This window comes from Pontibacter sp. GD7, from assembly GCF_058216375.1.
Map to the genome: position 1 here is coordinate 438,188 of NZ_JBYZMP010000002.1, position 25,463 is coordinate 463,650.

Annotated in this window: 16 protein-coding genes; 10 read left to right on the forward strand and 6 right to left on the reverse strand. The window is 45.5% G+C overall.

From position 1 onward, the window contains the following. Window positions 1-582: 582 nt before the first annotated feature. The 5 genes from AC4BAP_RS04930 to pnuC form a co-directional block, all read right to left on the reverse strand. Window positions 583-3,249, reverse strand: a complete 2,667-nt coding sequence (locus tag AC4BAP_RS04930) for a T9SS type A sorting domain-containing protein (protein ID WP_490581511.1) — start codon at window positions 3,247-3,249, stop codon at window positions 583-585. 679 nt (window positions 3,250-3,928) lie between these two features. After that, a complete protein-coding gene (locus AC4BAP_RS04935) occupies window positions 3,929-7,594 on the reverse strand; it encodes a T9SS type A sorting domain-containing protein (RefSeq protein ID WP_490581512.1) in 3,666 nt (1,221 codons plus the stop codon). A gap of 878 nt (window positions 7,595-8,472) precedes the next feature. Next, window positions 8,473-9,870 carry a T9SS type A sorting domain-containing protein gene (locus AC4BAP_RS04940; RefSeq protein ID WP_490581513.1) on the reverse strand — a complete coding sequence of 466 codons (1,398 nt, stop codon included), beginning with the start codon at window positions 9,868-9,870 and terminating at the stop codon, window positions 8,473-8,475. Between the two features lie 620 nt (window positions 9,871-10,490). Next, complete coding sequence (locus AC4BAP_RS04945) at window positions 10,491-10,667, reverse strand: hypothetical protein (RefSeq protein WP_490581514.1); 177 nt, start codon at window positions 10,665-10,667, stop codon at window positions 10,491-10,493. 130 nt (window positions 10,668-10,797) lie between these two features. Next, window positions 10,798-11,427 (reverse strand): nicotinamide riboside transporter PnuC, encoded by a 630-nt coding sequence (pnuC, locus tag AC4BAP_RS04950; protein ID WP_490581515.1) that lies wholly within the window; start codon window positions 11,425-11,427, stop codon window positions 10,798-10,800. 103 nt (window positions 11,428-11,530) lie between these two features. Here pnuC and AC4BAP_RS04955 point away from each other — a divergent pair, with 103 nt between their 5' ends. The 10 genes from AC4BAP_RS04955 to AC4BAP_RS05000 all read left to right on the forward strand — a co-directional run bounded on the left by AC4BAP_RS04955 (window position 11,531) and on the right by AC4BAP_RS05000 (window position 24,260). After that, window positions 11,531-11,848, forward strand: coding sequence for a rhodanese-like domain-containing protein (locus AC4BAP_RS04955; RefSeq protein WP_490581516.1), 318 nt, complete (start codon window positions 11,531-11,533; stop codon window positions 11,846-11,848). A gap of 1,020 nt (window positions 11,849-12,868) precedes the next feature. Next, the gene (guaB, locus tag AC4BAP_RS04960; RefSeq protein ID WP_490581517.1) at window positions 12,869-14,338 is read left to right on the forward strand and encodes an IMP dehydrogenase; all 1,470 of its coding nucleotides are present in this window, start codon (window positions 12,869-12,871) and stop codon (window positions 14,336-14,338) included. A gap of 543 nt (window positions 14,339-14,881) precedes the next feature. Then, on the forward strand, window positions 14,882-16,945 hold the full coding sequence (locus tag AC4BAP_RS04965; protein WP_490581518.1) for a GAF domain-containing SpoIIE family protein phosphatase: 2,064 nt from the start codon (window positions 14,882-14,884) through the stop codon (window positions 16,943-16,945). A gap of 19 nt (window positions 16,946-16,964) precedes the next feature. Next, entirely contained in the window at window positions 16,965-17,303 is a 339-nt protein-coding gene (locus AC4BAP_RS04970) for an STAS domain-containing protein (RefSeq protein ID WP_490581519.1), read from the forward strand. Beyond that, window positions 17,296-17,706 (forward strand): ATP-binding protein, encoded by a 411-nt coding sequence (locus AC4BAP_RS04975; RefSeq protein WP_490581520.1) that lies wholly within the window; start codon window positions 17,296-17,298, stop codon window positions 17,704-17,706. The genes AC4BAP_RS04970 and AC4BAP_RS04975 overlap by 8 nt, the downstream gene beginning before the upstream one ends. Window positions 17,707-17,870: 164 nt before the next feature. After that, complete coding sequence (locus tag AC4BAP_RS04980) at window positions 17,871-20,177, forward strand: peptidylprolyl isomerase (RefSeq protein ID WP_490581521.1); 2,307 nt, start codon at window positions 17,871-17,873, stop codon at window positions 20,175-20,177. A 112-nt stretch (window positions 20,178-20,289) separates the two neighbouring features. Then, complete coding sequence (locus tag AC4BAP_RS04985; protein WP_490581522.1) at window positions 20,290-21,654, forward strand: peptidylprolyl isomerase; 1,365 nt, start codon at window positions 20,290-20,292, stop codon at window positions 21,652-21,654. A 6-nt stretch (window positions 21,655-21,660) separates the two neighbouring features. After that, window positions 21,661-22,626 (forward strand): AAA family ATPase, encoded by a 966-nt coding sequence (locus tag AC4BAP_RS04990; RefSeq protein WP_490581523.1) that lies wholly within the window; start codon window positions 21,661-21,663, stop codon window positions 22,624-22,626. 206 nt (window positions 22,627-22,832) lie between these two features. Further along, window positions 22,833-23,261 carry a hypothetical protein gene (locus AC4BAP_RS04995; RefSeq protein ID WP_490581524.1) on the forward strand — a complete coding sequence of 143 codons (429 nt, stop codon included), beginning with the start codon at window positions 22,833-22,835 and terminating at the stop codon, window positions 23,259-23,261. Between the two features lie 366 nt (window positions 23,262-23,627). Beyond that, entirely contained in the window at window positions 23,628-24,260 is a 633-nt protein-coding gene (locus AC4BAP_RS05000; RefSeq protein ID WP_490581525.1) for a GNAT family N-acetyltransferase, read from the forward strand. 34 nt (window positions 24,261-24,294) lie between these two features. Here the strand turns inward: AC4BAP_RS05000 and AC4BAP_RS05005 are convergent, their stop codons facing one another. Beyond that, complete coding sequence (locus tag AC4BAP_RS05005; RefSeq protein ID WP_490581526.1) at window positions 24,295-25,395, reverse strand: lipid A deacylase; 1,101 nt, start codon at window positions 25,393-25,395, stop codon at window positions 24,295-24,297. Window positions 25,396-25,463 lie beyond the last annotated feature (68 nt).

The window sequence follows — 25,463 nt, forward strand, 5'->3', positions numbered from 1 at the left end:
GCCTGGGCGCAATAGGTACCCCCACCAAATGGCAGTATGCCTTGTGCTATACTTTTCGTAGAGCGTTACCATTATGTATAGTTTAGAGAATTGTAGATTGACCCCTGCAACGTTTGCAGGAGTGCGCTTAAGGGTTTAGAGGCAGGGTAAGGAGGCGCGTCAGAATCGTATTTAAAATCTTGAATCCTCGAGAACAGCTTTATTTAAAGTAGTTTTAAAATTGTTCTCTGGTATAGCTTCCTTTTAATTACGATCTAAAAGATAATACGCAATATTATATAATTATTCCATTAAATAATTTAAACCTTATAACATCAGTTTAATATACTGAGTGTATATATATGTTATAAGGGTGAACAATATTTAAAACAAAGTATAAAATTGCAGCTGCATTGTAAAGCACTATATTTCAACTAATAACACTGTGTTTTAAATACTCAACATCAATGTTTAGCCATTTATTTTAATCATAAAAGGATCCAATTTTACAGGGAAGGTGATACTATAGTAATGTAAAAAAACAGCGGGGTGCCAGAGAGCAAGCTCCCGGCACCCCGCCTTTCTAAACAGCCTCCTTACTGCTTATTTTTTAAGTAATAGTTTTACAGTTCTGGATCCAGAGTCACTTATCAGTCGGGCTACATATAAGCCTTCCGGTAAGTTTCTACCATCCACTTCTACCTGGTTCACAACACCAGCTTTAGCTGTACCAGCCTTCAGTTCTTTCACCAAAGCTCCTCTCATATCATATAAGCGCACGCTATAGCTCTCATCTGCCGTAGTGGCAAACTCAATAGTCGCCTTATCTGAGAATGGAGTCGGATATGCTCTAAGCTCACCGGCATCTGCTTTGCCCAGGCCTTGTAGTGAGCTAGAAGAGGTAGCATTAAGTGAAGTAGTAGCTCTTGTACCACCCAATGGGCAACCAGCATTATTAAGTTCATCTAAATAAGTTGCGTAAGAACCGGCAGTACCTCCTGAGATTGCTGCATTCACTCCAGAAATGACCTGACTATATGATAACTCATAGTTTACATCCGGATGACAGGCATTAAGCAGTGCCGCAACGCTTTGGCGATATAGGTTATTTATACCGCCACCTTTAGAGTTTAGTGCTTGTAATAGCGTTAAATCAGTATTCGCACTAGTAAATATTGTATTATACTTTGTACTCGGAGTCAAGGTCAAACCACCGCATGACACCCAACGGTCTGTATGGTTTTTCCAGTAACCTAAAGTACATCCTTCAAACACTTCGCAAACTGGTAATGCATTAACAGTTGCGCCAGCAGGTGCTGAGAAACATCTATCATTACTTTGCACAGTTATAGAGTGTGAGCCAGGGCTTACATTTGAGAAAACATTGCTCGCCTGGTATGCACCACCATCTAGACTATAAGTATAATTGCTACCAGTAGGTGAGGTTACTGTGATAATACCGAATAACCGTTCACATGTAGGTTGGGATACTTCAACGCTAACCCCTGAAGGCACAATTGGAGCATCATCAATAACTGCCTCCCCTGCAGCAGTTATACAATCATTGCCACTCTTAACACTTAGTGGGTATGTTTTTCCGGGATCTACGTTTTCGAAGACAGGGCTTGATTGATAACCATTACCAATACTATACACAAAATCACCAGTTGGCGTTAAGAACTCTATTCTTCCGGTTAAAACAGTACATGTTGGTTGGTCAACTTTAGTTGTAATTCCAGAAGGTACAATTGGTGCATCATTAATTGTAGCTGGGCTGCTATTGGTACATGTAGGGTCACTTATTCTTCTGATGTATACTGTATGCGGGCCAGGAGCTAAACCACTCCAGCCGTTTAATGGATAAGGCCCCCAAACTCCGTCATCAAGTTTGTACTCCATACCAGCCACTGGAGATAAAGTAATAGCTCCGGTTCCTACGGTACATGAAGGTTGTGTTAAACTTAAAACAGGTGCTGCAGGTGCCCCAGCAGGAGCCAAAATAGTTGCAGAGGCACTGTTGGTACAAGTGATGTCAGCTGTGCGTCTAACATATATCGTGTGCCCACCTATTGATAGGCCTCCCCAACCGCCGCTAGGGTACGGGCCCCAACTGCCGTCGTCCAATTTATACTCTAACCCGCTAACAGGAGTGAGCGTGATCCTGCCCGTAGGTGCGGCGCAGGTTGGCTGTGTAACGGTAAGCGTCGGTGTGGCAGGGTTGCCCAACGCGGCTACAATGGTAGTCGAAGCACTGTTAGTACAGGTGATATCCGCTGTGCGTCTCACGCCGACTGTGTAGCTGCCCGCCGAAAGGCCTGTCCAGCCGCCGCTAGGGTATGGCCCCCAGGTGCCGGTGTTGAGCCTGTACTCTAGCCCAGTGCCGGGGGTCAGCGTGATTGAGCCCGTAGGCGCGGCACAGGTTGGCTGTGTCACGGTAAGCGATGGGGTGGCAGGGTTGCCCAGCGCTGCCACGATGGTGGCTGAGGAAGCTGGAGAAATACATCCTGCAGCATTTCTTGCTCTGATTGAATATGTCCCTGGTGCAAGATTTGTATATCCTCCTGATGGATAAGGTGCAAAGGCACCACCATTTACACTAAATGTCAGACCTGTGGTTACGGCAACTGTAATGCTACCTGATGGAGCTGCACAAGTTGGTTGAGTAACAGTCAATTGTGGTGTTGCTGGGGGTGTGGTTACACGTATCTCAGCAGGTCTTCCGCATTTAGGGTTGATTTTGTCAGGATTAGCAAGCATTTCTCCGCATGTATTTCTCTCAGAATCAGAGGCATCTGTCCAAGCTAAAAATACATTTATTAACCTCACAGTAGATCCGCAAGGAAATTGTATCGGATCTGTTTCTGTTACAGATCTTGTTTCTCCACCAGCCCAAGGACCAGGCTCGCATCCGCTAATTTCAATAAGGGGGAGCTTAGTACCGTCAGGAGCTGTTATTTCAACTAATGCCCAATAGGTGAAAGAACGTCTGGTTGAGTTTGTGGTGTTCTTTACACTTAATATTAAATTTTCTATTTGTGCCGAGCCTGTTGTACAAGGCACACAATCATCGCCTAAAGTAGCACTTACTACTTCCATATCTTTAGACACACACTTTGTATCAGCAGGAGGAAAGACTATACCTTGAGCAAAACCAAGGCCTGTAGAAAATAAAAAAACAGCCATCACCAGCATGGCGGTTCGCCATACCAGTTGCAGCTGCTGCGAAAGAACATTGCCTGCTCTGCTCGTGTAACATGAAAACTTGTTCATAGCTGTAAATGTTTTAGTTCATACTTAATTCATTTATTTAAAGCATTGCGCTCAAAGATGCCTGGGCTGCTGCTGTTTTCGTCATTCAACTTCCCAGTCATTAAGAATTAACATCAGTTTAAGGAGGCTGAGCACAAAAGACACAAGTGTAACAGCCTACCTTTTTCAGAGGGTAGGTTCTTTTCATAAGTTTAGAGTTAAGAAAATTTAGTTATATGCCAGGGTGAGTTAAGAGATCGTAAAATCAGTCAACTTTTAAAGCCACATAAAGCAATTGGGGTGCAATAATCTCAGGATTGCTTTATGAACAAAGTAATCAAAGCAGAACTCTACTAATTCTGCTACAGCAGCGTAAGAATAAGCTATACACTGTCCATAAAGATCAATTAAGCAACTACCTCCCAGGCAGTTACTATCACTATCTGATAACCATATCTGATAGCTAATAAATTAAACGTATGTAACAAAAAATTGTACTTATGCAACAACTATTTAAAGTAAGACCGCTGATTTGGAGGGCAAACGTTTCTAAAAACAGGGCAAATTTATATCCACTATATACAGTACTTTCATATAAAGAAACTGCTTGTTTAAAGTATAAAAAAAAGGCGGGTGCCAAAGAGCAAGCTCCAGGCACCCCGCCTTTCTAAACAGCCTCCTTACTGTTTGTTATATTAGTTTATCGTTTCAATAAAAGTTTGACAGTCTGAGATCCGGAGTCGCTTATCACTCTACCCAGATACAGGCCTTCTGGTAAGTTTCTGCCGTCAACCTCTACTTGGTTCACAACACCAGCCTTAGCAGTGCCAGACTTCAGTTCTTTCACAAGCGCTCCCTTCATGTCATACAGGCGCACTGTGTAGTTTTCGTCTACTGTGGTAGTGAATTCAATAGTGGCCTTGTCAGAGAACGGTGTTGGATAAGCACGTAAATCAACGGCGCCGGATTTTTCAATGCCCTCAAGTGGGTATGTCATAGAAATACCAGCCAAAGCGTTTTCGGGTCCTTCGTTAGTAAACTCTATTAAGAATCTGCACTGATCGAAGGCATTATTTATCACATCAACCGCATTGCTGATATCACTCAGACTTGGGTTTCTTCCTGTGTATTCACCACCCAGCGCATCATTGGCAAGATCAAGCAGTCCCTGTACATTAGCCTCGTAACCACCTGGTGCTGCCAGGTACCTCAACACGTTAACTGGCAACATATAATGCTTCGAGGTTCCATTTACTGGTTCTGCACTCTCACCACAACCATCCGAAGCCTGTGTAACTATATAAGGCTTATCAGGATAAAGGACCAGACTGCTGAGTGCACCATCTAATCGAAGATTCAGACTTAGGGTAATAGTTTGTGCGAGCAGAGAGTTGTTTATTTTCCCTGTTTTCTTATGCAGCTCACTTGCAGGAACCACACATTCTGATTGAGTTCTTCTAGGCAGCGCACTTGAACCGCCACCACCCGGCAGCACGTCTAATATTTCATTTACACATGTACCATTGAACATGATATACCTGTTTTCACTGCCGATCCTAAGTGGTCTTTGAAGCAAGGCTGTAAGTAACTCAATAGTACCCACTGTTCCCTCTCTATAACATGTTTTACCACCTTCATTTCCATAGAAACCTTGGGTTAAGGTGCAGTACTTATCACAAGAGTTTACTCTTACGCCCCATCTGCCAGTACTGGAACAACCGGTTTCAATATTTGTGATGGTTAGTTCATAGATATAAGGGGTTGAGCTCGCGCTTCCAATTGTTGCAGTAGGATTGGCAATAGTAGGATCACTTAGCCCACGGGCCGGAGACCAACTGTACCTGAACCCACGCATTGGTTCTGGCCCAATCTGTATGGGCTGGTTTACACATGTAGTTGCTCTGCCATTGGATACTGCCGGCAGCGGATTTACAGTAATTGTTCTTGTATCTGTAGCTGCCTCACAAGGGCCATCCGGGTCATTACTGGTTAGTCTTAGTGTTATTACACCCGTATAATCAGCCCCTATAACCAAAGTACCATTTGCTAAAGACGCATCTGTTAGTTCAGCAGGACCTGCCGGAACAATGGACTCGATTGTCCATGTGCCTGAAGTGGCACCGCCACCCACACTTGGCTCTCCTCTGGTAAGGTTTACTACATGCCTTTCGCTTGACTGACAAAGCTTACCTGACAGACCAGCCTCTGCCGTAGCAGCAGGGTAAACATTTATTCTTCTTGTATCAGAAACCGCTGTACACGGCCCTTCACCATCAGGGTCTTCAGTAGTTAGGGTTAAGGTAATTCTGCCTATATAATTTGCACCAATGCCAAGAGAACCACTTTCAAATGTGTCGTCTACCAGTGCAACGCCTTCTGCAGGAAAAGCAGAAACCGTCCAGGTTCCTGTTGTTGCTCCGCCACCAATCATAGGCTCTCCCCTGGTCAGGTCTATAAATTGTCTTTGTGGCGATTGGCAAACTTCTCCTGAAAGACCGGCTTCTACTGTGGCTGCAGGATTCTCAACAACTCTTGTCTGGCCAACTTCTGTAGTACAACCCGTTCTAATATTGGTTGCGACAACCCTGTAGTAACCCTCTGTTTTGATACCAAGACGAATAGCATCTCCTGTACCTCTGAAAGGATCTCCCAGGTCATGCCAGGTGCGGGTTTCTTCGTTTGCTTTCTGCAACTGGTACCTTACACCAGTTTCAGAGTCTGTAATACCCATTGGTACACCTTCTTCACCTTCGCAGTATACTCCGCCTATCAACCTCTGAGAAAGCGGTAGTGCGTTCTCTACTACTTTTGCATCTCCAAAAGTTCTTACACATCCGTTGCGGCCAGTGGCTACTACCTGGTAAGTTCCCTCAGGTTGCAATCCAAAACTGATCATCATGCCATTCTCAGTGCTTTCTATAGCTGCACCTACGTTATCCCACTCAGAGTTTACAACATCCCACATTTGCAGCTGATAGGTTACGCCTCTTTGGGATGAGGCCAGTTTAACTTCTGCTCCGGCAGGCTCGTCGCCTTCGCAATATCTTCCACCATTCAGTGTCTGGGCCAGCGGTCTTTCTTTTTCAGTAACAGTTACATCACCAAAGGTTCTGCTGCACCCGGTAGTTGTATTTGTGGCTACAACCCTGTACTTGCCTTCAGGTTGTGGTCCGAAATTTATTCTGCCGCCATCACCGGCTTTTGGCGCGCCAACATCATCCCATTCAGTATTTGCTTCGTCCCATACTTGTAGCTGGTAATTAACACCAATTTCAGAGCTGCCCATTCGTACATCGACGCCAGCTGGGTCGTCGCCTTCACAATATTCTCCTCCCCTTAGTTGCTGAGAACCCGGCAGCGCATCTACTGTAACTCCTACTTCACAGCTCTGTGTGCTATATCCTTCTTTGCTTATAAATACCGTTAAAGTATAAGCCCCGGCACCACCGGCTACAACCTTAACACTCGACGACATTTCTTCTGCGCCAGCTGTTGTCTGCTTAGTTGTGCCTCCACCTACAAAGGCAGCTCCTGTACTGCTTCCGGTTATACTCCAGTTATAAGTGGCGCCTCCAATGTCAGTTGTTGCTGTATGCTCTGTGGTTTCGCCTTCGCAAACAGGGTCGGCAGGTGGCAATACACAATCCGGGAAAAGTATTCGGTTAACATTTTTTAGGTTGATCGTCTGGTTACCAACATTAATGGCATCTTCAGGGTCGATAACAATTGCAGCTGACAGATCTCCTTGCAGGTTTCCGGTTGGCCTGCTGTCTTCCTGACATTTTATTCTTACATCTACTCTTAGAACTACAGTTTCACCGTGATCCAGATCATTTACCGTAACTGTACCTAACAGATCATTACCCTCAAATAAATTACCATTACCAGTAATAGAAACACTATGTAGTGTAGCTGTGCTATTTCCATCGTCGTTTATGCCAGAATCAGAGCCATCCGGGTTATCTCCAATTAGCGCTGGGTTACCGTTGCTATCTAACCCTGATATAGGACCGTAGTTGATCTTAACATCTACTATATCACTAAATTCACCAAATGCAACTCCAGACTGACCAGTGGCATCTGCCGAGAAAGTATAAGTTATATCTATTGATTGATTATCTTCCGCATCAGGGAGAACTGTTATTTGTGTTAAGAAAGTAACAATATCTTCACAAGCGAAATCGCCTCCTTCCAAAGACTCCACTACGTCATTATTAACGCCAATAGTACGATCATCATAAGCACCGCCTCCTGTACTATGATCATAGGTATAAGGTGCGGCTGCTGTAAAATCCAGAGAAAAGTCACCGCCATCAGTGGTAGCAGTAGCACTTATATTCTTTACTGTAACAGAGGCTGATTTCACTTTACTTTCTGGGAAGCCTATCGTGCCCCAAAGAAAGTCACTATAATTATTGAATGTTAATGCAGCACTTTTTGCGGTTGTTCCGAAGCTGATATAATTAGCCTGCGTTAGGAATGGCAGCGCCACCAATAAAAACAAGGTACACAGTATTTTTAAATATAACTGCATAAAGAGAGTGCTCAGGGCCCTCCCCGTGTAATAAAGAAATTTGTTCATAGCTGTAAAAGTTTGGTTAACATATAGGTTTAAAAAAATTGATCTGAAATTTTAAAATACAGAGGGGTAAGCCACATTTAGTATAATTATGGCTATAGCGAGAAAGGTAACAACTAAGGAGGCTGCGCAGCATGGCAAATAAAGGTACAGCCTGCCTTTTGCAGAAGGCAGAGATCCGTCATATTACTTTATTTAGCTATTAATTTCTGTTAAAGAAGGGTGTAAAATGTTTTAAATCATAAGCAGTTTATGGTTTGGTTTAAAAGTATGAATCCGCCTTTGCTGGTTATATCCACGAACAACTCAAAAGCCTTGACCTTTATACTTGCATACCATAACACGCAGCAAGTGCGGACAGTATAAATTTGAGTAAACCCTAAAAAGGCTCGGTATTACTATATTTGATATGAATAATTTTCTTACTCATACCGCATCCAGCCAAATAGCAGATTTACATATATTCTTTTTTTTTACTGATACTCAGTATTTTAAACGAGCTTAAGCATCAATTGAACGATTTTTATTTTATTTAAAAGTAAACGGAGTTATTTAACGTGTGAACACTGGTGTTCACACGTTAAATAACTCCGTATTCCAAAAAAAGCGGGGTGCCAAAGAGCAAGCTCCTGGCACCCTGCCTTTCTAAACAGCCTCCTTACTGCTTATTCTTTTTTAAGTAATTTAACAGTTTGTGCACCGTCTTTAGTAACAACACGCACCAAGTACATGCCTTCTGGTAGTTTCTGTCCGTCAACTTCGATTTGCTGTAATTCACCGGCTTTTGCTTTACCGGATTTCAACTGTTTGATCAAGTTGCCTTTCATATCGTACAGGTTAACCTCATAGCGATCAACTTTAGGCATTTTAAACTCTACAGTTGCTTTGTTAGAGAAAGGTACTGGATAAGCAGTTATTTCTCTTTCCTTAGGCTGATCTAAAACTTGAATGGCACTGGAAGATTGAGATGTCAAGCCACTAGGAGACTCAGCCTGACATGTAGCTGCTCCTGACACGCAGGTCCTGTCGCTTATTCTTCTGATTGTAATACTGTATCCCGCGCCAGCTTTTATTGTAAATTCATTAGATGTTTGCCATGCACCATCTCGATTCCTGAATTCATAATCTGATAAAGGTGTTGGTGCAGTTACCTCCAGCACTATATTAGATGATGAACAGCTGGCTGCTGTCTTCACCCCTACAGTAGGAGTTGCAGGAGCACCAAGCGCTGCATTAATTGTTTTGGAATCACTAGCTGCCGATACACATGCACCACTAGCTGCTTTTACAGTGTAGACTCCTGGAGCCAAACCAGAGAAGATACCTGTACTATTAGATTCCAAAGCTGTAGTAGACGGAGATTTAAAAATGGAATAGGTAAGGCTAGAATTTGGGCTGGTAACTCTAATTTCACCGGTGGAAACTTCGCAGGTTGGCTGTTGGGTAACTGTAATTACAGGTTTTGCCGGCGTTGCACAAGTTATGACTACAAAAGGATCAGGATAGAACTTGCATTTAGGTGTAGCAGCCTTACAGTTTACCTCTTTAGTTTCTGGGTTAAAGACAATGCTACAGACTGTTGAACCTGGCGTTTGATTATCCCATGCAGTAAAGGTGTTGAGTAGCCTTAATGAGGTACCGCAAGTATATTCAAACTCGATACGCTGAAAGCCTGGCCCCTTAGGAATGTCATCTGGAGTACAGAATACTAGATCATTGTTAGGAACTCCATCATCTGTCTCAGCTGTAATCAGAAAGCCATAACGCGTTTTGGACTCTACAACATAATTTACCTGCAAGAAGGCCTGAATTTTAGTTACTCCCCCAATACACTGCGCCTGAAAATCTATAGGTTTGCCATCTTTATCCACTAATTGCACACTATTAACTTTTATATCCCCGGATACGCAATTATCACCAGGACATGGCCCCTGGGCGTAAATGGAGTTAGATAGAGCAAATAAACCAATACAAAAAAGCATACTAAAAAGCTTTGGCAACCAATTTACTTGCTTAGCAAGAGCGTGATCTAATCTACTCGTGTAACTTGAAAAACTTTTCATAATTGTAAATGTTTTGTTGACATAAAATTTTGTTTGATGATTTAATTAGGAATGTGAAGTCTTGGCTAAGCTTCACTTTTTAACAGGTTAAGGGAAGCAACTGACTGTCACATTGCTATTGATTCTTCAAAAAGCTCCGTAGAGGCCAAACTAAAGGCTGCAATGTGTTAAGGAGGCTGCGCAAGTATAAAAGCAATAGGAGAACAGCCCACCCATTTCAGAAGGCAGGTCTTTTTCATATAAATATTTTGTATTAGTTATAAAATGCTCTTAAAGGAGGATAGAGCATGAATAAACAATAGCCAGGGTGCTATTACTATTATAAGGGTTACTGGAAGTAATTACTAAGCGAGTAAAGTGTGTAAAGTATAAATTCGAGCAAGGTAGGCCTTGGAGGCTGTTACCATTATGTACCTTTAGTTATCCCGATTAACTAAATAAATAAGATGCTGACCTTAAGCAAGGTACTAAATAAAAATGTCCTGAATCTTAAGCTCTATGTTTTATAACGAGAGCATTAAAAATCAGGACAATTGTAATGTTAATTTAAAGTAAAGGAACAAATAAGCAGGGTGATTAGCTTATTTTTTTGTCTAAATAATATTAAAACAGTGCAATACTTAATTTTCTGAAAAACTATAGTCATAAAAATTATATACCTCCAGTTCCTTCTCTACTCTGTCGCCGTATTGCCTGAAGCGCATTTTTTTAGGGCTTTCGTCTGGTGATTCGTAGCCCCAGCGCAGGCGGTTGGCGTATTTTAATTCTTCGGGTAATTGTAACTTCTTTTGCTTCATATCCGGTCACATTTAATCGTTACACATACATCCCTCGAACTTAGGGTGTCTATTCAATTTCCTATATGTACGTTTACCCAGACCACCAGATTATACTTATCTGCAGTATTAATAGCACTTAAGCACTTTATTACCGCACAACCTGCACTTCCTTTTTAGCATTCAAAGACTTTTTCCAGTCGAGATACCCCACAATGCACAGTATCAGGAAAATAAAGTATAAAACAGAAGTAATGTAAAGCTCTTTGTAAGTGTAAACTCCCACATAAACCACATCCACGATAAGCCACACGATCCAGTTCTCGATTTGCTTTTTGGCCATCATCCAGTACCCGATCAGGCTTATGGCGGTTGTAGCAGAGTCCGTGTAAGACAGGTCGGCATCGGTATAGTTTTCCAGGAAGTAGCCAAGGCCCAGGGTAAAGGCAACTCCAAGCGTAAGCAGCACGGTTAACTCCTTTCTACTTACTCTGCCTACTTTTCGCTCGGTGTGGCCTTTGCCTCCGTATAGCCAAACGTACCAGCCATACAGGCTTGTAACCACATAAAAAGCGTTTAGGCCCATGTCGGCGTACAGGCGGGCATCATAAAAAACAATAACGTACATGGCTACACTTACCAGGCTAACCGGCCAGGTCCAGACACTTTGCCGTGCCGCTAGCCACACCCCGATCACACCTGTTAAGGCGCCTACCAACTCAAACAAGCTCATGGCCTGCAGGGCATCCTGAACATTCTGGAATATACTTAATGTGTTCATTTCGTAAAACCTGCAGCAGCGCTACTATAAATGTAGATTCGTTGCTAAGTTTGTAATTCAAATTTTACCGCCAAAGGTAACACGCTTTGGCAGCATTTACCACATGGACGAAATTACCGCATTAGAACTTAAGGAACGGCTGGCCCGGAATAACAAGATACAGCTGGTTGATGTACGTGAGCCATCTGAATTCGAGATCTGCAACCTGGGCGGAGAGCTTATACCTTTAGGCGAACTGCCAAAGCAGGCCAACCGCATCCGTCGGGATGTACCCGTAGTGGTTATTTGCCACCACGGATTCCGGAGTGCGCAGGCAATTAACTATCTTACCCAGCGCCTCGGCTACGAAAACCTGCTCAACCTGAAAGGCGGCATCCACGCCTGGGCCACGCAGGTAGACCCAAGTATGCCAGTGTATTGATTCGTTATTCGTTATTCGTTGTTCGTTGATCGAGGATTGTAAAAGGCGTTGATTGTTACTGGTTGTTAGTTGTTCGTTATTGGGAATTGTAGAGACGCCAGAATAGTTATTGGTTATTAGTTATTCGTTATTAGGAATGTAGAGACGCCAGAATAGTTACTGGGTATTAGTTATTCGTTAATAGGAATGTAGAGACGCAATATTTTGCGTCTTGTTGGCTACAAGGTAGATAGTTTCGTTGATCGCAATTCGATTGTAGAGACGCAATACCTTGCGTCTTGTTGGCTACAAAGCAGTAGGTTTCGTTATTGGTTTATTGATTTTATTGATGAACCAAAATCACTGTGTGTGAGCTCAATTAAAAAAGGTTGACATTAAAAACGATTAACACACCTCTGCCCCTCTCTTTAAAAGAGGGCCCCTACCCACTACTGTTCGAAACCTAGACATTGTGTGTCCTAATGCCTTAAAAGTATGTTTGTTTGAGAACAGACTGTCCCCTTGAGGGGACCATAGGGGTGTTTTCGTTAGCAGGCTTTATAAGTATAAATGAACTTTTGAGCAATCCGGAACCTGATTGACACCCCTGTTACCTACGGTCGCAAGTTTCAAACTCCCGTTTTCACTTGTCCTCAAGGGGACACTTTCGTCCTTAAAAAGGAGGATTACAGGAGAAAAAGAGCATATTAAGTAGGTTTCGAACAGTAGTGGCCCCTACCCCCAGAGGGGAATCTCTGCAGTATTGGGTCCACCTAGTCCCTCTCCCATATCAAGTCCGGGAAGTACAACTTGCGGGATGACAAAGTTGAAAACAGCAATTATTATGATGCCCCAATAATTAGTAAATGAAAACTCCCCGCCTTTGCCAAGGAGGGGCTAGGGGTGGTTGGACCACGTCCTGTTCATCTGCAAATTCTGTAAATCCTGATTCTAAATAAATTTTCCTGAACCACTTGCAAAATAATCCCAACTATTTTTTGTAGTTTTACGCGGCAAATAAGGACCCCTAAATTATTTGCCATGCTCTCTGAACAGTCAAGCATTTTATTTGAGGCGCTCACATACGATGACGTGCTTCTTCTCCCGGCTTACTCCGAGGTACTTCCACACCAAACCGACACTTCCACGCAGTTAACACGCAACATCCGGATCAATATTCCGCTGCTTTCGGCTGCCATGGACACCGTTACTGAAGCTGATCTGGCCATTGCTATGGCGCAGGAAGGCGGCATCGGCATCATCCATAAAAACATGTCGATCAAGAAACAGGCGGCACAGGTGCGTAAGGTGAAGCGTTCGGAGAGCGGCATGATCCTGGACCCGATCACACTGAATGAAAACGCCACTCTAGGCGATGCAGTGCAGATCATGACAGAAAACAAAATAGGCGGCATCCCGATCGTGGACGACAGCGGGAAACTGACCGGCATCATCACAAACCGCGACCTACGCTTCGAGAAAGACCTTACCCAGAAGGTATCGTATGTGATGACCAGCCAAAACCTGATAACCGCCCAGAAAGGCACCGACCTGTCTAAGGCTGAAGATATACTACAGGAATACAAGATAGAAAAACTGCCTGTGGTAGACGAGGACGGAAAGCTTGCCGGACTGATCACATACAAAGACATCCTGAAAAAGAAAGACCGCCCTTACGCCTGCAAAGACGAGTATGGCCGCCTGCGTGTAGGCGCTGCCGTGGGCGTAACCCCGGATGTACTGGACCGTGTGCAGGCATTGGTTGATGCTGGCGTTGACGTGATCAGCGTAGATACGGCCCATGGCCACTCCAAAGGTGTACTGGATGCGGTACGCAGAATAAAAGACCTTTTCCCGAACGTGGACCTAATTGCCGGCAACGTTGCTACAGCAGACGGTGCAAAGGCACTGGCTGACGCTGGCGCCGATGCCGTAAAAGTTGGCGTTGGCCCGGGCAGTATCTGTACCACCCGCGTTATTGCAGGTATCGGCGTTCCGCAGCTTTCGGCAGTAATGGAAGCAGCCAGAGGCTTACAAGGCACTGGCGTTCCGGTTGTGGCTGATGGAGGCATTAAATTCTCAGGCGACATCGTAAAGGCGCTTGCAGGTGGCGCCAGCACGGTAATGATCGGCTCACTGCTGGCAGGCACCGAAGAGGCCCCAGGCGAAATGATCATTTACGAAGGACGCAAGTATAAAACCTACCGCGGCATGGGCTCTGTAGAGGCTATGGAAGAAGGCTCGAAAGACCGCTACTTCCAGGGCAACGAAAAAGACTCTAAAAAGCTTGTGCCGGAGGGCATTGTAGGCCGCGTTGCGTACAAAGGCCTGGTAAACGAGGTAATTTACCAATTGGTAGGCGGCATCAGGGCCGGCATGGGCTATTGCGGCACACCAAGTATAAATGATCTGCAGGGAGCCAAAATGGTGAAGATCACCGGGGCCGGCCTGCGAGAAAGCCACCCGCACGACGTACAGATCATGCGTGAGGCACCAAACTATAGCCGCTAAGAGGCTATTTTAATATTATTGTTGGAAGCGAAAAGAGGATATTCAGGGTTCTGGCGAGACTCCTTCCCGAATCAAGTTCGGGATGTTCCATTTGAGTGGCATAGCAGCGCTATGGCGCGAAAAAGAGACGAGGCCAGGTTCCGGAAAATTCTCTTTGCAGCCCAATGAATAATGTTAAAACAGCCTCTAAGTATAATAAAGTATAAAAAGCGCCGTTGCATAAAATAAAGCAGCGGCGCTTTTGCTTTACAAGGCCGCACTATTAGGTGTGCTGTTCCTGATCATCAGTCTTAGCTGTTAAGCTCTGGAAACCTCCACCACTATTAACCTACCTGCTGGCAAATACTGTGTTGTTCAGAATGTTTTGCAAACAAATTTCTCCTGCATTCACATATTAACCAAAAGCATTATATTTACGTTATGCTATGTGTTTTGCTTTCGGGGCTGAACAGCTTAGCAAAAAATTTTTATTACCTTTCATTATCAAATCAATCATAAGCAGCAAATAAGCAATGCCATAATACTGGCACGGTTTTCCGTTTTATGCTATACAAGACAAACGTAAAATCTATACTTGTAACCACAGCTATTGTAAGCTGGGCTTTGCTGTTGCTTAATATCTTGATCGCGGCAGAGGCAATTAACCAGCCTGGCTCTGTGAGGTTTTCGCTGCCTTATGTCAACAATTTCCTGATCGTTATCTTCATTGTCTCGGTTTTCCTTTTCCAGCGGTTAAGCTCCGAAAACCTGAAAGGCATTGATTTTATCGGGTATCTATGGCACTTGTTTTCGAAAGCCGGGGTGGCAGCCTATCTCAGTGTGGCCTTATACCTGGGCTACCGGATGGTGTCGAACTATACCAACATCGAGTCGCCGTCGCTTCTTCATTTTTTGTACCATGTCAACTTTGGGTTGCTGGTGATCTTTCTGGCAAAGGGTTTTTACATCTGGCGCCAACTGCTGCTGTACCACAAAAACAAGTTTCTGCAAATAGCCTGGGACTGGTTTGAACTGCTGGTGTTTGGCACTTTGCTGCTGACGCTGCTTAACTTTAATTATACCAGTTATATTTTCCTGCCGTTACTGGCGCTGCTTAGCTTTTACATTCTGTTTCTGTGCACAAACCTGAAGTGGGTAGCCTACCTTACTTTTAATAACAAAACCAGATCGCTGGTGCTGTTGGGAGCCATCCTGCTCAGCTGTTACATCTTCATTAACTTCTTCAGGCAGTTTGCCGATAGCCCTGAGCTGGTTATTGACTATACTGATGTGGGCTTTTTGCTGCTGGCGATGCAATTTGTCGGGCTTTATACGTTGGCGGCCTTCCTGGTCTCGCTTTTCAGTTTGCCAACTTCCAGTGTGTTTGAGCAAAAGAGTGAGGATCTCCTGAACTTCCAGCGCCTGAGCCAATCCATACAGCAAGGGCAAAGCGAAGCGCAGGTATATGATATGCTGTTTGAGAGCACCATCAAAGCCTCTGATGCCAGTGCCGCATGGTTTGAGCTGATGCGAAACAGTGAACCCCAGGTCACGCATCTTTTAAGTATAAACCCGGAGCAGATCACCCGCATCCGGCACTTGCTGCTGGCTTACAACATCCAGAATATAGATTACATCAACAATAACCTGGACCGCAATCCCGGCTTCCGTGACCTTACATTGCCATGGAAATCGCTGATCATACTTCCAATCAAATCTAAAAAGCACCTGTTTGGGGTTTTATACTTGCTGAAGGACATAGAGCAGGGCTTTGACCGCGAAACCACCAACGTACTGCGCACCTTTACCAGCCAGACCATACTTACTATCGAAAACCTGCGCCTGCTAAACGAGTCGCTGCTGAACGAGCGTTACAAGGAAGAACTTAAGATCGCGACGCAGGTACAGGAAAGCCTGATCCCGAAGACGTTTCCGACGGACAGCTGGTTTGAGATAAGCACACATGCCGTGGCAGCAAAAGAAGTAGGGGGCGATTTCTATGACTTCCTGCAGCTGAGCGAATCACGTATCGCTATTATTATCGGCGATGTGTCGGGCAAGGGTATTTCAGCGGCTTTCCATATGGCACAGATGAAAGGCATCTTCCATGGTCTGATGCAGCAGGACATGCCGCCAAGCGAATTTATGAAACAGGCCAACAGCGCACTAAGCCGATGCCTTGAGAAAACATCTTTCATCACCTCATCCCTTTATATTATTGACTATAGGATGAAGGGTTTTATGTTTGCCCGTGCCGGCCATTGCCATACGTTATACTATAACTCGATGATGGAGGACGTGTTCTACTTCCAGACGGAGGGCCTGGGACTTGGTATCATACGCGACAAATCCTACAACAACCATGTGCGGGAGATGTACTACGATTACAACCCAAACGACGTAATGGTGGTTTATACCGATGGCATTGTAGAAGCACGCAACGCAAACAACGAGGAGTACGGGGAGGAAAGGCTGAAGTACATGCTTGCCCAGACCTACCACCTGGAAGCCGAGGATATTAAGTGCGCCATCATAAACGACCTGGAAGATTTTACCGGTCCGGGCAACTTATATGATGACCAAACGTTGCTTGTTATTAAATTTAAACCGACTCAACAAAACGACTGATCAAGTCGTACATAAGCCGATGAAAATTACACAAGAAATCAAAGACAACACCATCATCATGACCCTGGATGGTGAACTGGATGCCAGCTCTTCAGTAATACTGGACGAGGAGCTTTCTGATCCCGAGATCATGAAGTACAGCAAAATTTTAGTTGACTGTGCCAATCTGAACTACATTTCTTCTGCCGGTCTTGGCGTGTTCATTTCGCATCTGCAGCGATTTGAGGATGCCCAGATAAAGCTCATTTTTTACAACATGCAGGATAAAGTGCGAAACGTATTCGAGATCCTGGGTCTGGATCTTCTGATGACAATCGTGTCAGATTACGATGAAGCAAGAACAGTTTCAAATGAATAACTCGATTCGGGTAAACTGTACTAAAAAGAATCTTAAGTTAATACGTGACTTTGTCATAGATTACCTGAGCGCCTACGCGTTATCAGACATCATGACAAACCAGATCGTGTTAGCCGTGGATGAGATATGCGCAAACCTCATCATCCACGCTAACCACGAAAACCCCGAAAAGTATATCCATCTGGCTGTTTTCGAACAGAACGAGATGCTCAAGTTTGAGATCACTGACAACGGTGTGGCCTTTCAGCGTTCGAAGTATAAAGAGCCTAACATTGAGGAGAACATACGCTTGGGCAAGAAAGGGGGCGTGGGCATCGCCCTCGTAAACCGCATCATGGATAAAGTAGAGTTTGAATCCAATGGCAAGCAAAATGTCTGTGTGCTCTACAAAAAAATAAAATAAAGTGCTTTCGCACACTTTTACAGTTCATTGTCCGTTATCCGGAACAAATCCGATTCCAATTGGATTATAGTTATACTTTTTGCCAAATCTGTCGGAAAATTTAGTTAAAATTGCATAAACTGAGCCAGATCAGTCTAACGAAACCGTCTGTATTTAATCTACATATGCGCAGCAACCACCTACTTGTTGCAGCCGCCCTGTTAATGGCAGGGTGCACCGCAACCAAGAAGAACGATTCCAAAGAACCAGCTATCGCTACACTTGGCGCTGAACCAATTTCTACTTCAGAGTTCCAGTACGTGTACGAAAAGAACAACGCCGGCAACGAGGACGCCTACACCCGCGAAAGCGTTACCGACTACCTGAACCTGTACACCAACTTTAAGCTGAAGGTAAAGGAAGCCGAGAGCCGTGGCCTGGATACCACCACTGCCTTTAAGCGTGAACTGGAAGGGTACAAGGAACAACTGGCACAGCCATACTTGTCTGAGAAAAGCGTTACGGACCAGTTGGTGAAACAAGCCTATGATCGTCTGGGCCAGGAGGTGAATGCATCGCACATCCTGTTTTCGCTACAGCCGGATGCAGCCCCTGAAGACACATTAGCCGCTTACAGCAAAGCCATAGAGGTACGACAGCGTGCCCTTAACGGCGAGGACTTTGGCAAGCTAGCCCAAACATTCTCCCAGGATCCGTCTGCGGCCGACAATAAAGGCAGCCTGGGCTATTTTACAGCCATGCAGATGGTATACCCATTTGAGGACGCATCCTATAAAACACCTGTAGGGCAAATATCGATGCCGGTGCGCACCCGCTTTGGCTACCACCTGGTAAAGGTAAACGATAAGCGCCAGGCACGTGGCGAGATAAAAGTTGCCCACATTATGGTACGCGCCACGCCGGGTATGCCCAAAGCCGACTCACTGGCGGCAAAGCAGCGCATCGATGCCATTTACAAACGCCTGCAACGCAACGAGAATTGGGATAAGCTAGCCTCAGAATTCTCTGAAGATGCTAACTCGGCACAAAATGGCGGTGAGTTGCCTTGGTTTGGCACAGGTCGTATGATCCCTAATTTTGAGGATGCTGCCTTTGCGCTGAACAAAGAGGGTGAAACGTCAAAGCCTGTGCTTACGCCTTATGGCTGGCATATCATAAAACTGATTGACAAGCGCGGACTGCCTGCCTTTGAGGACATGGAGCAGAACCTGCGCAATAAAATAGCGAAAGACTCACGTTCAGAGCTGAACCGTACCGCTTTCCTGAAACGCATCAAGGCAGAGAACAACTTTACGGAGGTGGCTGCCGCCAAGTCTGCGGCATTGGCAAGTGCTAATCAGGAACTGTTGCAAGGGCAGTGGAGCTACAACACCAGCGACAAGAGCCTTAACCAGACATTGTTTACTATACAGGGCAAGCCATACACGATCGGCAACTTCTATGCTTTTGTAAAAGAGCAGCAACGCCCACGTGCCACCGGCACTCCAGAGTATGCCATGAAAACGATGTACGACGCTTTCGTGGATAAGAGCCTGGTGGAGTATGAGAAAGCCAACCTGGAAAATAAGTATAAAGACTACAGAATGCTGGTTAAGGAGTACCACGATGGCATTCTGCTTTTCCAATTGATGGATGAGAAAGTATGGTCTAAAGCTGTGGAAGACTCTGTAGGTTTAAAGGCATTCTTTGAAGCAAACAAGGAAAAGTATAAGTGGGGACCGCGTGTACAGGCCACCATCATCAGTGCAGCTAACAAAGACCTCCTGAACAAGGCAAAGGATCAGTTGACCGTGCGCCGTTATGCTGTGAAGGCTGCTAACCTGCCGGATGTGCTGTTCGAGCAGAACAAGACCGACCTTAGCAAGGAAGCTATCGCAAGGCTGAACGAGTTTGCCGACATCCTGAAGGAGAACCCATCTTTATCGATCGATATAAACGGGCATACCGACGCTAGAGAGGCTGCTTCCAGAGCAGACCTGGCCAGCCAGCGTGCGCAGCGTGTGGCGCAGTACCTGACTCAGGAAGGCGTGCCGGCTGCACAAATCAAGACAAACGTTTTAGGCAAATCTAAGCAGGTAGGGCCTGATAACACGGAAACAGGACGCCGTCGTAACCGCCGCGCTTCCTTTACGCTGTACTCTTCGGATGTAAGCGCTTTGGCAGACAATATGAACAAGAACAACCCGCTGGATGTGCAGATAACGGAGAAGAAATTCCAGAAAGGGGAGCATAAGGTACTGGACTCGGTGAACTGGGAAAAAGGCACTTACACCTTGCAGCAAAATGGCCGCGAGTACCTGATCATCATAAACGAGGTGCTGGAGCCCGGTTACAAGAAGCTGAATGAGACCCGCGGACAGGTAATATCAGACTACCAGAACTACCTGGAGCAGCAGTGGGTACAGCAGCTGCGCGAGAAGTACCCAGTAAACGTTAACCAGAACGAGATAGACAAATTAGTTAAGAAATAAACTGCCGCAACTGTTCCTTTTTTTGCTGCACCGGCAGCAAAGTCCCGAAACTCAGAATAAAGCAGTATCTTGCACGTTGTTTTAGCAGCGTGTTCAAAAAAGTAGAATAACCTTGAGAAAGACGATCAATTTTGGCAAACTGGCCTTTGTTGCAATTTGCTTTATTTTTTCTTCCCTGTCTGTAGTGGCGCAGGTGCCCGTGCAGCGTAAGGTAGACGGCATTATTGCCAAAATAGACAATCACATTATCCTTCGCTCCGACCTGGAGTTCAGCTACCTGCAGTTCCTGGCACAGTCGAAGCAGCAGCCTAACGAGGCAATTAAATGCGATATTTTCCGCTCGCTGGTGCAGGAAAAACTTCTGCTTGCCCGCGCCGAGATAGACTCTGTTGTAGTGGATGAGGCTACGGTTACGGATCAGCTTAACCGCCGCATCGAATACCTGACGGCGCAGGTTGGCGGTGTGGAGCGCCTGGAGCAGTATTACAACAAAAGTATAAAGCAGCTGAAAGATGAGTTGCGCAAAACCGTAAAGGAGCAGATGGTGGCCGAAAAGATGCAGCAGCAGATCGCAGGCAAGATCAAGGTTACACCAAAAGAAATCAAACGCTACTTCAATGCTATCCCAACCGATAGTTTGCCATACTTCTCCAGCGAGGTAGAGCTTGCCCAGATCGTGAAGTATGCACAAGTGAGCAAGCAGCAGAAACTGGCCGCGCGCCAAAAACTGGAAGACTTACGCAAGCGCATACTTGCCGGTGAGGATTTTGCCAAACTTGCCCGACAGTACTCTCAGGACCCTGGCTCTGCAGCAGCCGGAGGCGAACTGGGCTTCTTTAAAAAGAAAGAACTGGTACCGGAGTATGAGGCAGCAGCCATGCGCCTGGAGCCTGGCCAGATCTCCAATGTAATAGAGTCGCAGTTTGGTTTCCACCTAATACAGCTTATCGAGCGTAAAGGTCAGGAGTTTAACACGCGCCATATCCTGATCAAGCCGGAAACTGCTACAGTGGATATTACCGCAACCGCCGCGCAACTTGACAGCATTCGTACCCTTATCGTAAACGACAGCATCACCTTTGCCAAGGCTGCCAAAGATTTCTCAGACGATATCCAGACCAAGGATAACGGCGGATCTATTACCAGCCGTGCCACAGGCAGCATGTACATCCCGATGGACCAGGTAGACCCATCTATCTTCTTCGTGATCGATACTATGAAGGTAGGCGACATATCCAAGCCTATACCTTTCCGTACGGAAGATGGCAAGGAGGCTGTGCGCATCATTTACCTGAAATCAAAGTCTAAGCCGCATTTGGCTAACCTGCAGGACGATTACCAGAAAATAGCTACGGCGGCGCTAAACCAGAAGAAAGGAAAAGCCGTTGAAGATTGGTTCCGGAAGAACATCGACACCGTTTTCATCGAGATAGACCCGGATTACAAAGATTGCAATGTGCTTGACTTAACCCAATAAAAAACTATGACGCAGTTCTCCTCTGACAAAGAAGCAGCAGACGCACTACATGATGCATACCGCACCCTTACCTCCGAGATCTCCAAGGTAATTGTAGGCCAGGAAGAAGTAGTAAGGTTAGTATTAACAGCTGTTTTTTGTCAGGGGCACTGCCTCCTGGTGGGGGTTCCGGGGCTTGCCAAAACGCTCCTGATCCAAACCATCGCCAATTCCCTGGACATGTCCTTTAGCCGGGTGCAGTTCACGCCCGACCTGATGCCCTCGGACATTGTAGGTGCAGAAACCCTGGACAAAGACCGCAACTTCAAGTTTGTAACAGGCCCGGTATTCGCCAACATAGTACTGGCCGACGAGATCAACCGTACGCCTCCCAAAACGCAGGCAGCCTTGCTGGAAGCCATGCAGGAGCATGCCGTTACCGTTGCAGGCCACAGGTATAGCCTGCCACAGCCATTCTTTGTACTGGCCACCCAAAACCCGATAGAGCAGGAAGGCACCTATCCCCTGCCCGAGGCGCAGCTAGACCGATTCATGTTTAACATCACATTGGGCTATCCAAGCTATGAGTCGGAGTTGCAGATCGTGAAGAACACCACAGGAGCCGTAACTACGCAGCTAAACAAAATACTTCATGCCGATGACATACTCGCTTTTCAGCAGTTGGTGCGCCGTGTGCCGGTAGTGGATAATGTGGTGGAGTATGCGGTACAGTTGGTTCACAAAACACGCCCCGGCCAGCCAATGGCTTCGCAGCAGGCAAACCAGTACCTGGAGTGGGGCGCAGGCCCAAGAGCTTCGCAGCACCTTATTGTAGGGGCCAAGTGCAATGCCATACTTAACGGCAAGTACAGCCCCGACATTGAAGACGTGCAGGCCGTAGCCATGCCTATACTTCGTCACCGCATCGTGCGCAATTTCAAAGCCGAAGCCGAAGGCGTCACCGAAGAGCAGATCATCCGGGAGCTGCTTTAGGCTCAATTTTGAATGTATTGATGGTTAAATGGCTTAATGGTTACATTGTTGTAGTTCTGCAGATGTAATTAATGCAAAACATTGCCTAACTACAGTCCTCAAAAACTTTAAGCCATTCAACAATTTAACCATCAAACAATTTAACAATTCAACCATATTGGTGTAATTTTGCACCCGTTCTATTTTTAACATTACCCTAAAGACTTATGGAAGCGGCTGCTTTATTCTTTCGCTTTAAAGATAACCTGGCAACAATAGCCGGTGCACTGAACAGTAAACTGGAAGTGCGCTCTATGCCTTATAACACTTCTATTCCGCTGGAGATAGACCTGTTGGCTGATGTTCTTCGCCTGCACGGCCTGGATTTTCAGTCGGTTACTCCGGGTGCTGCCCGCCTGTTTGATTTTCAGCAGTGGTATGCGCAGCACGAAGAGCAGGTAAACGAGGTAATGCACCGTGTGCTGGAGGATAAACGTGCTTACATGAAAACCGCCACCGGCACTGTGCTGCAGAAAGAAATGCTGTACCGCCGCCTGGAGTTTTTCAAGGAAACGGCGCACACCCTGGATGTGATGATGATACAGCAACAGCTGCACAGCCCAAAGCACTTCAGCTACCCATACCTGAACCAGTAAGTATACTTTATACTTGAAACATAAAAAGCCCCTGCCCATAAAAGTATGGCAGGGGCTTTTGCTTTTGCCCACAACCCTCTTGTACTTCTTTTCAACAAGTTGCCCCGGCAGTGTGAGCCTGGTTTATACTTATCTGCATCCATCCTCACGTCTTATAGTAAGCATGATCTCAGGCTCAACAGGCAGGCTTTATTATGTCGGGATCATCTGTCTGCTGCACAGGTATAACAAGTTGCATTCTTAAACCTTAAGATCATTTGAGCAGGCAACAAACAGCAAATTAAGCATTCTGCCCTACGTTTTTCTATAGTTCGCGTATGACATAACATACCCCCTGCCCTATATTAAAACAAGAGAGACGCTAACATGAATGTTCTGTACCAAACCCTACCCGATTCGCTGGAAGAAAAGCTGGAAACACAACGGCTTATACTCCGCCCTTATCAGCAAGGCGACGAAAGTGATTTTATGCGTCTGCTACAGGAAAACAGTTCTATACTTAACCCTGCCTTTGGAAGAAGGCTTGCACGTGTGCGCGTGCTCGCCGATGCACGTACACAAGTAAAGCAACTCCGTACAGAATGGGACAACCGCAAAACATTTGACTTTGGTGTGTGGCTTAAAACCACAAATGAATATATCGGCGACATCGCCCTTAAGAATCTGGACCATCAAGTACCTAAAGCAGAACTTGCCTTATACTTTACCAACTGGCCATTTACAAGAGGTGAAGCCATGGAAGCTTTACAAGCAATCCTAAGGTTTGCTTTTCATACTTTACAGCTTAACAAAATATACCTACGTTGCACAGCAGCTAACCTGTGCTATGGCGAATTAGTCGAAGAATTAGGTTTCTTAAAGGAGGGTGTGATTAGAAGCGATTTTAGGGGTGCAGACTCCGATGAGCTGCTGGATCTTTATTACTATGGCATTACCCGACAGGACTACGAACAACTGGAACACAAGGAAACTACTGAGAACACAACCGCTATGGCTTAGACCATAAGCGAACTTACAGCTTTTGTCTTGTGCCCTATCTCCTGGGTTTTGCCAGAAAGAAATCTGTATCGAAGGTGAGGTAGATAGAGTTGGAAAACTCCAACTTTGGATCGTCGAAATTAATAAATGGCTCCAACCGAAGGGTAACATACAGATTATCAACAATCTCAAAATCCTTCATCAGGCGTAGTATCAGTACTTCCCATTTCTCTTGCAGGTAATCGGGGTTTTTAAACGTAGTGGAAGCCGATTGGTACAGTTTTCCTCCGAGCTCTGTTACATATCCGTTGCCGTGCCAATAACTCAGCATCACATCCTGGTATTTTGTATCGGCGCCTACATTCAGGTAGAGTCCATGACCCTGCGCATAAGGCAGCCGCACCTCATTCGAGAAATCCTTGTAGCCGAGCACATAGTTCTTAGTGTACAGGCGGTGTAGTATGTGGCGGCTATACTTCTTCTCCAGCTCAAACCCCACGGCCACATTGGCAACCGTAAGCAACGGCAGGTCCGAGGCATCTATCTGCCCGCCTTTGTGCTGTGCCGTAAACTGCACAGGCAACGTTAGTCGTACACTATCCAACTGGTTTTTGGCTGCAGGCCGATCCAGCAAAGTATAAGCCGTAACAGCGCCGCCATTTACCTGTTCCTGGTCGTCCTCTCCCCTGTACAGCATGTTTGCCCAATCTATCCAAGCATCCAGCTTAAACCGCTGGGTCTTTAGTTTATACTGCAGGCCATTCTCTAACCTATTAAGCATAACCCGCTCAAAATCGTAAAGAGGCTCAATGTAGCCATGGGCCAAATTACCTTCCAGTGTGCCAAAGGTCAGGCTCCAGTTTTCTTTTAAAAATTTTACAGATAAGGTTGGAGCTATATCCTGGTAACCTGAACTGCCGAAGTCTTTCCAGAGGAAAATACCTGCATCGATTCGTACTGTAGGGGCTGGCTGGTATATGAGCCTGGGGTTAAGATGATAGCCAAATAAAGTATAACCGTCAGCAATTTTATTAAAGTATTCGTTGTTTTTAGAGAAACCAAACGCATACAAACCAAATCTAATTTCATTAGCATTTTCAGGTATAACCGGAACGGTTTGCGTTAGTGCACTGTTGTTAAGCTGCCCATAACACAAACTACTGCTAAACAAGCACGTAATAGCAAAAAATAGCTTTAAAAAGCGCATAAAAAGTCTGCTAAAAT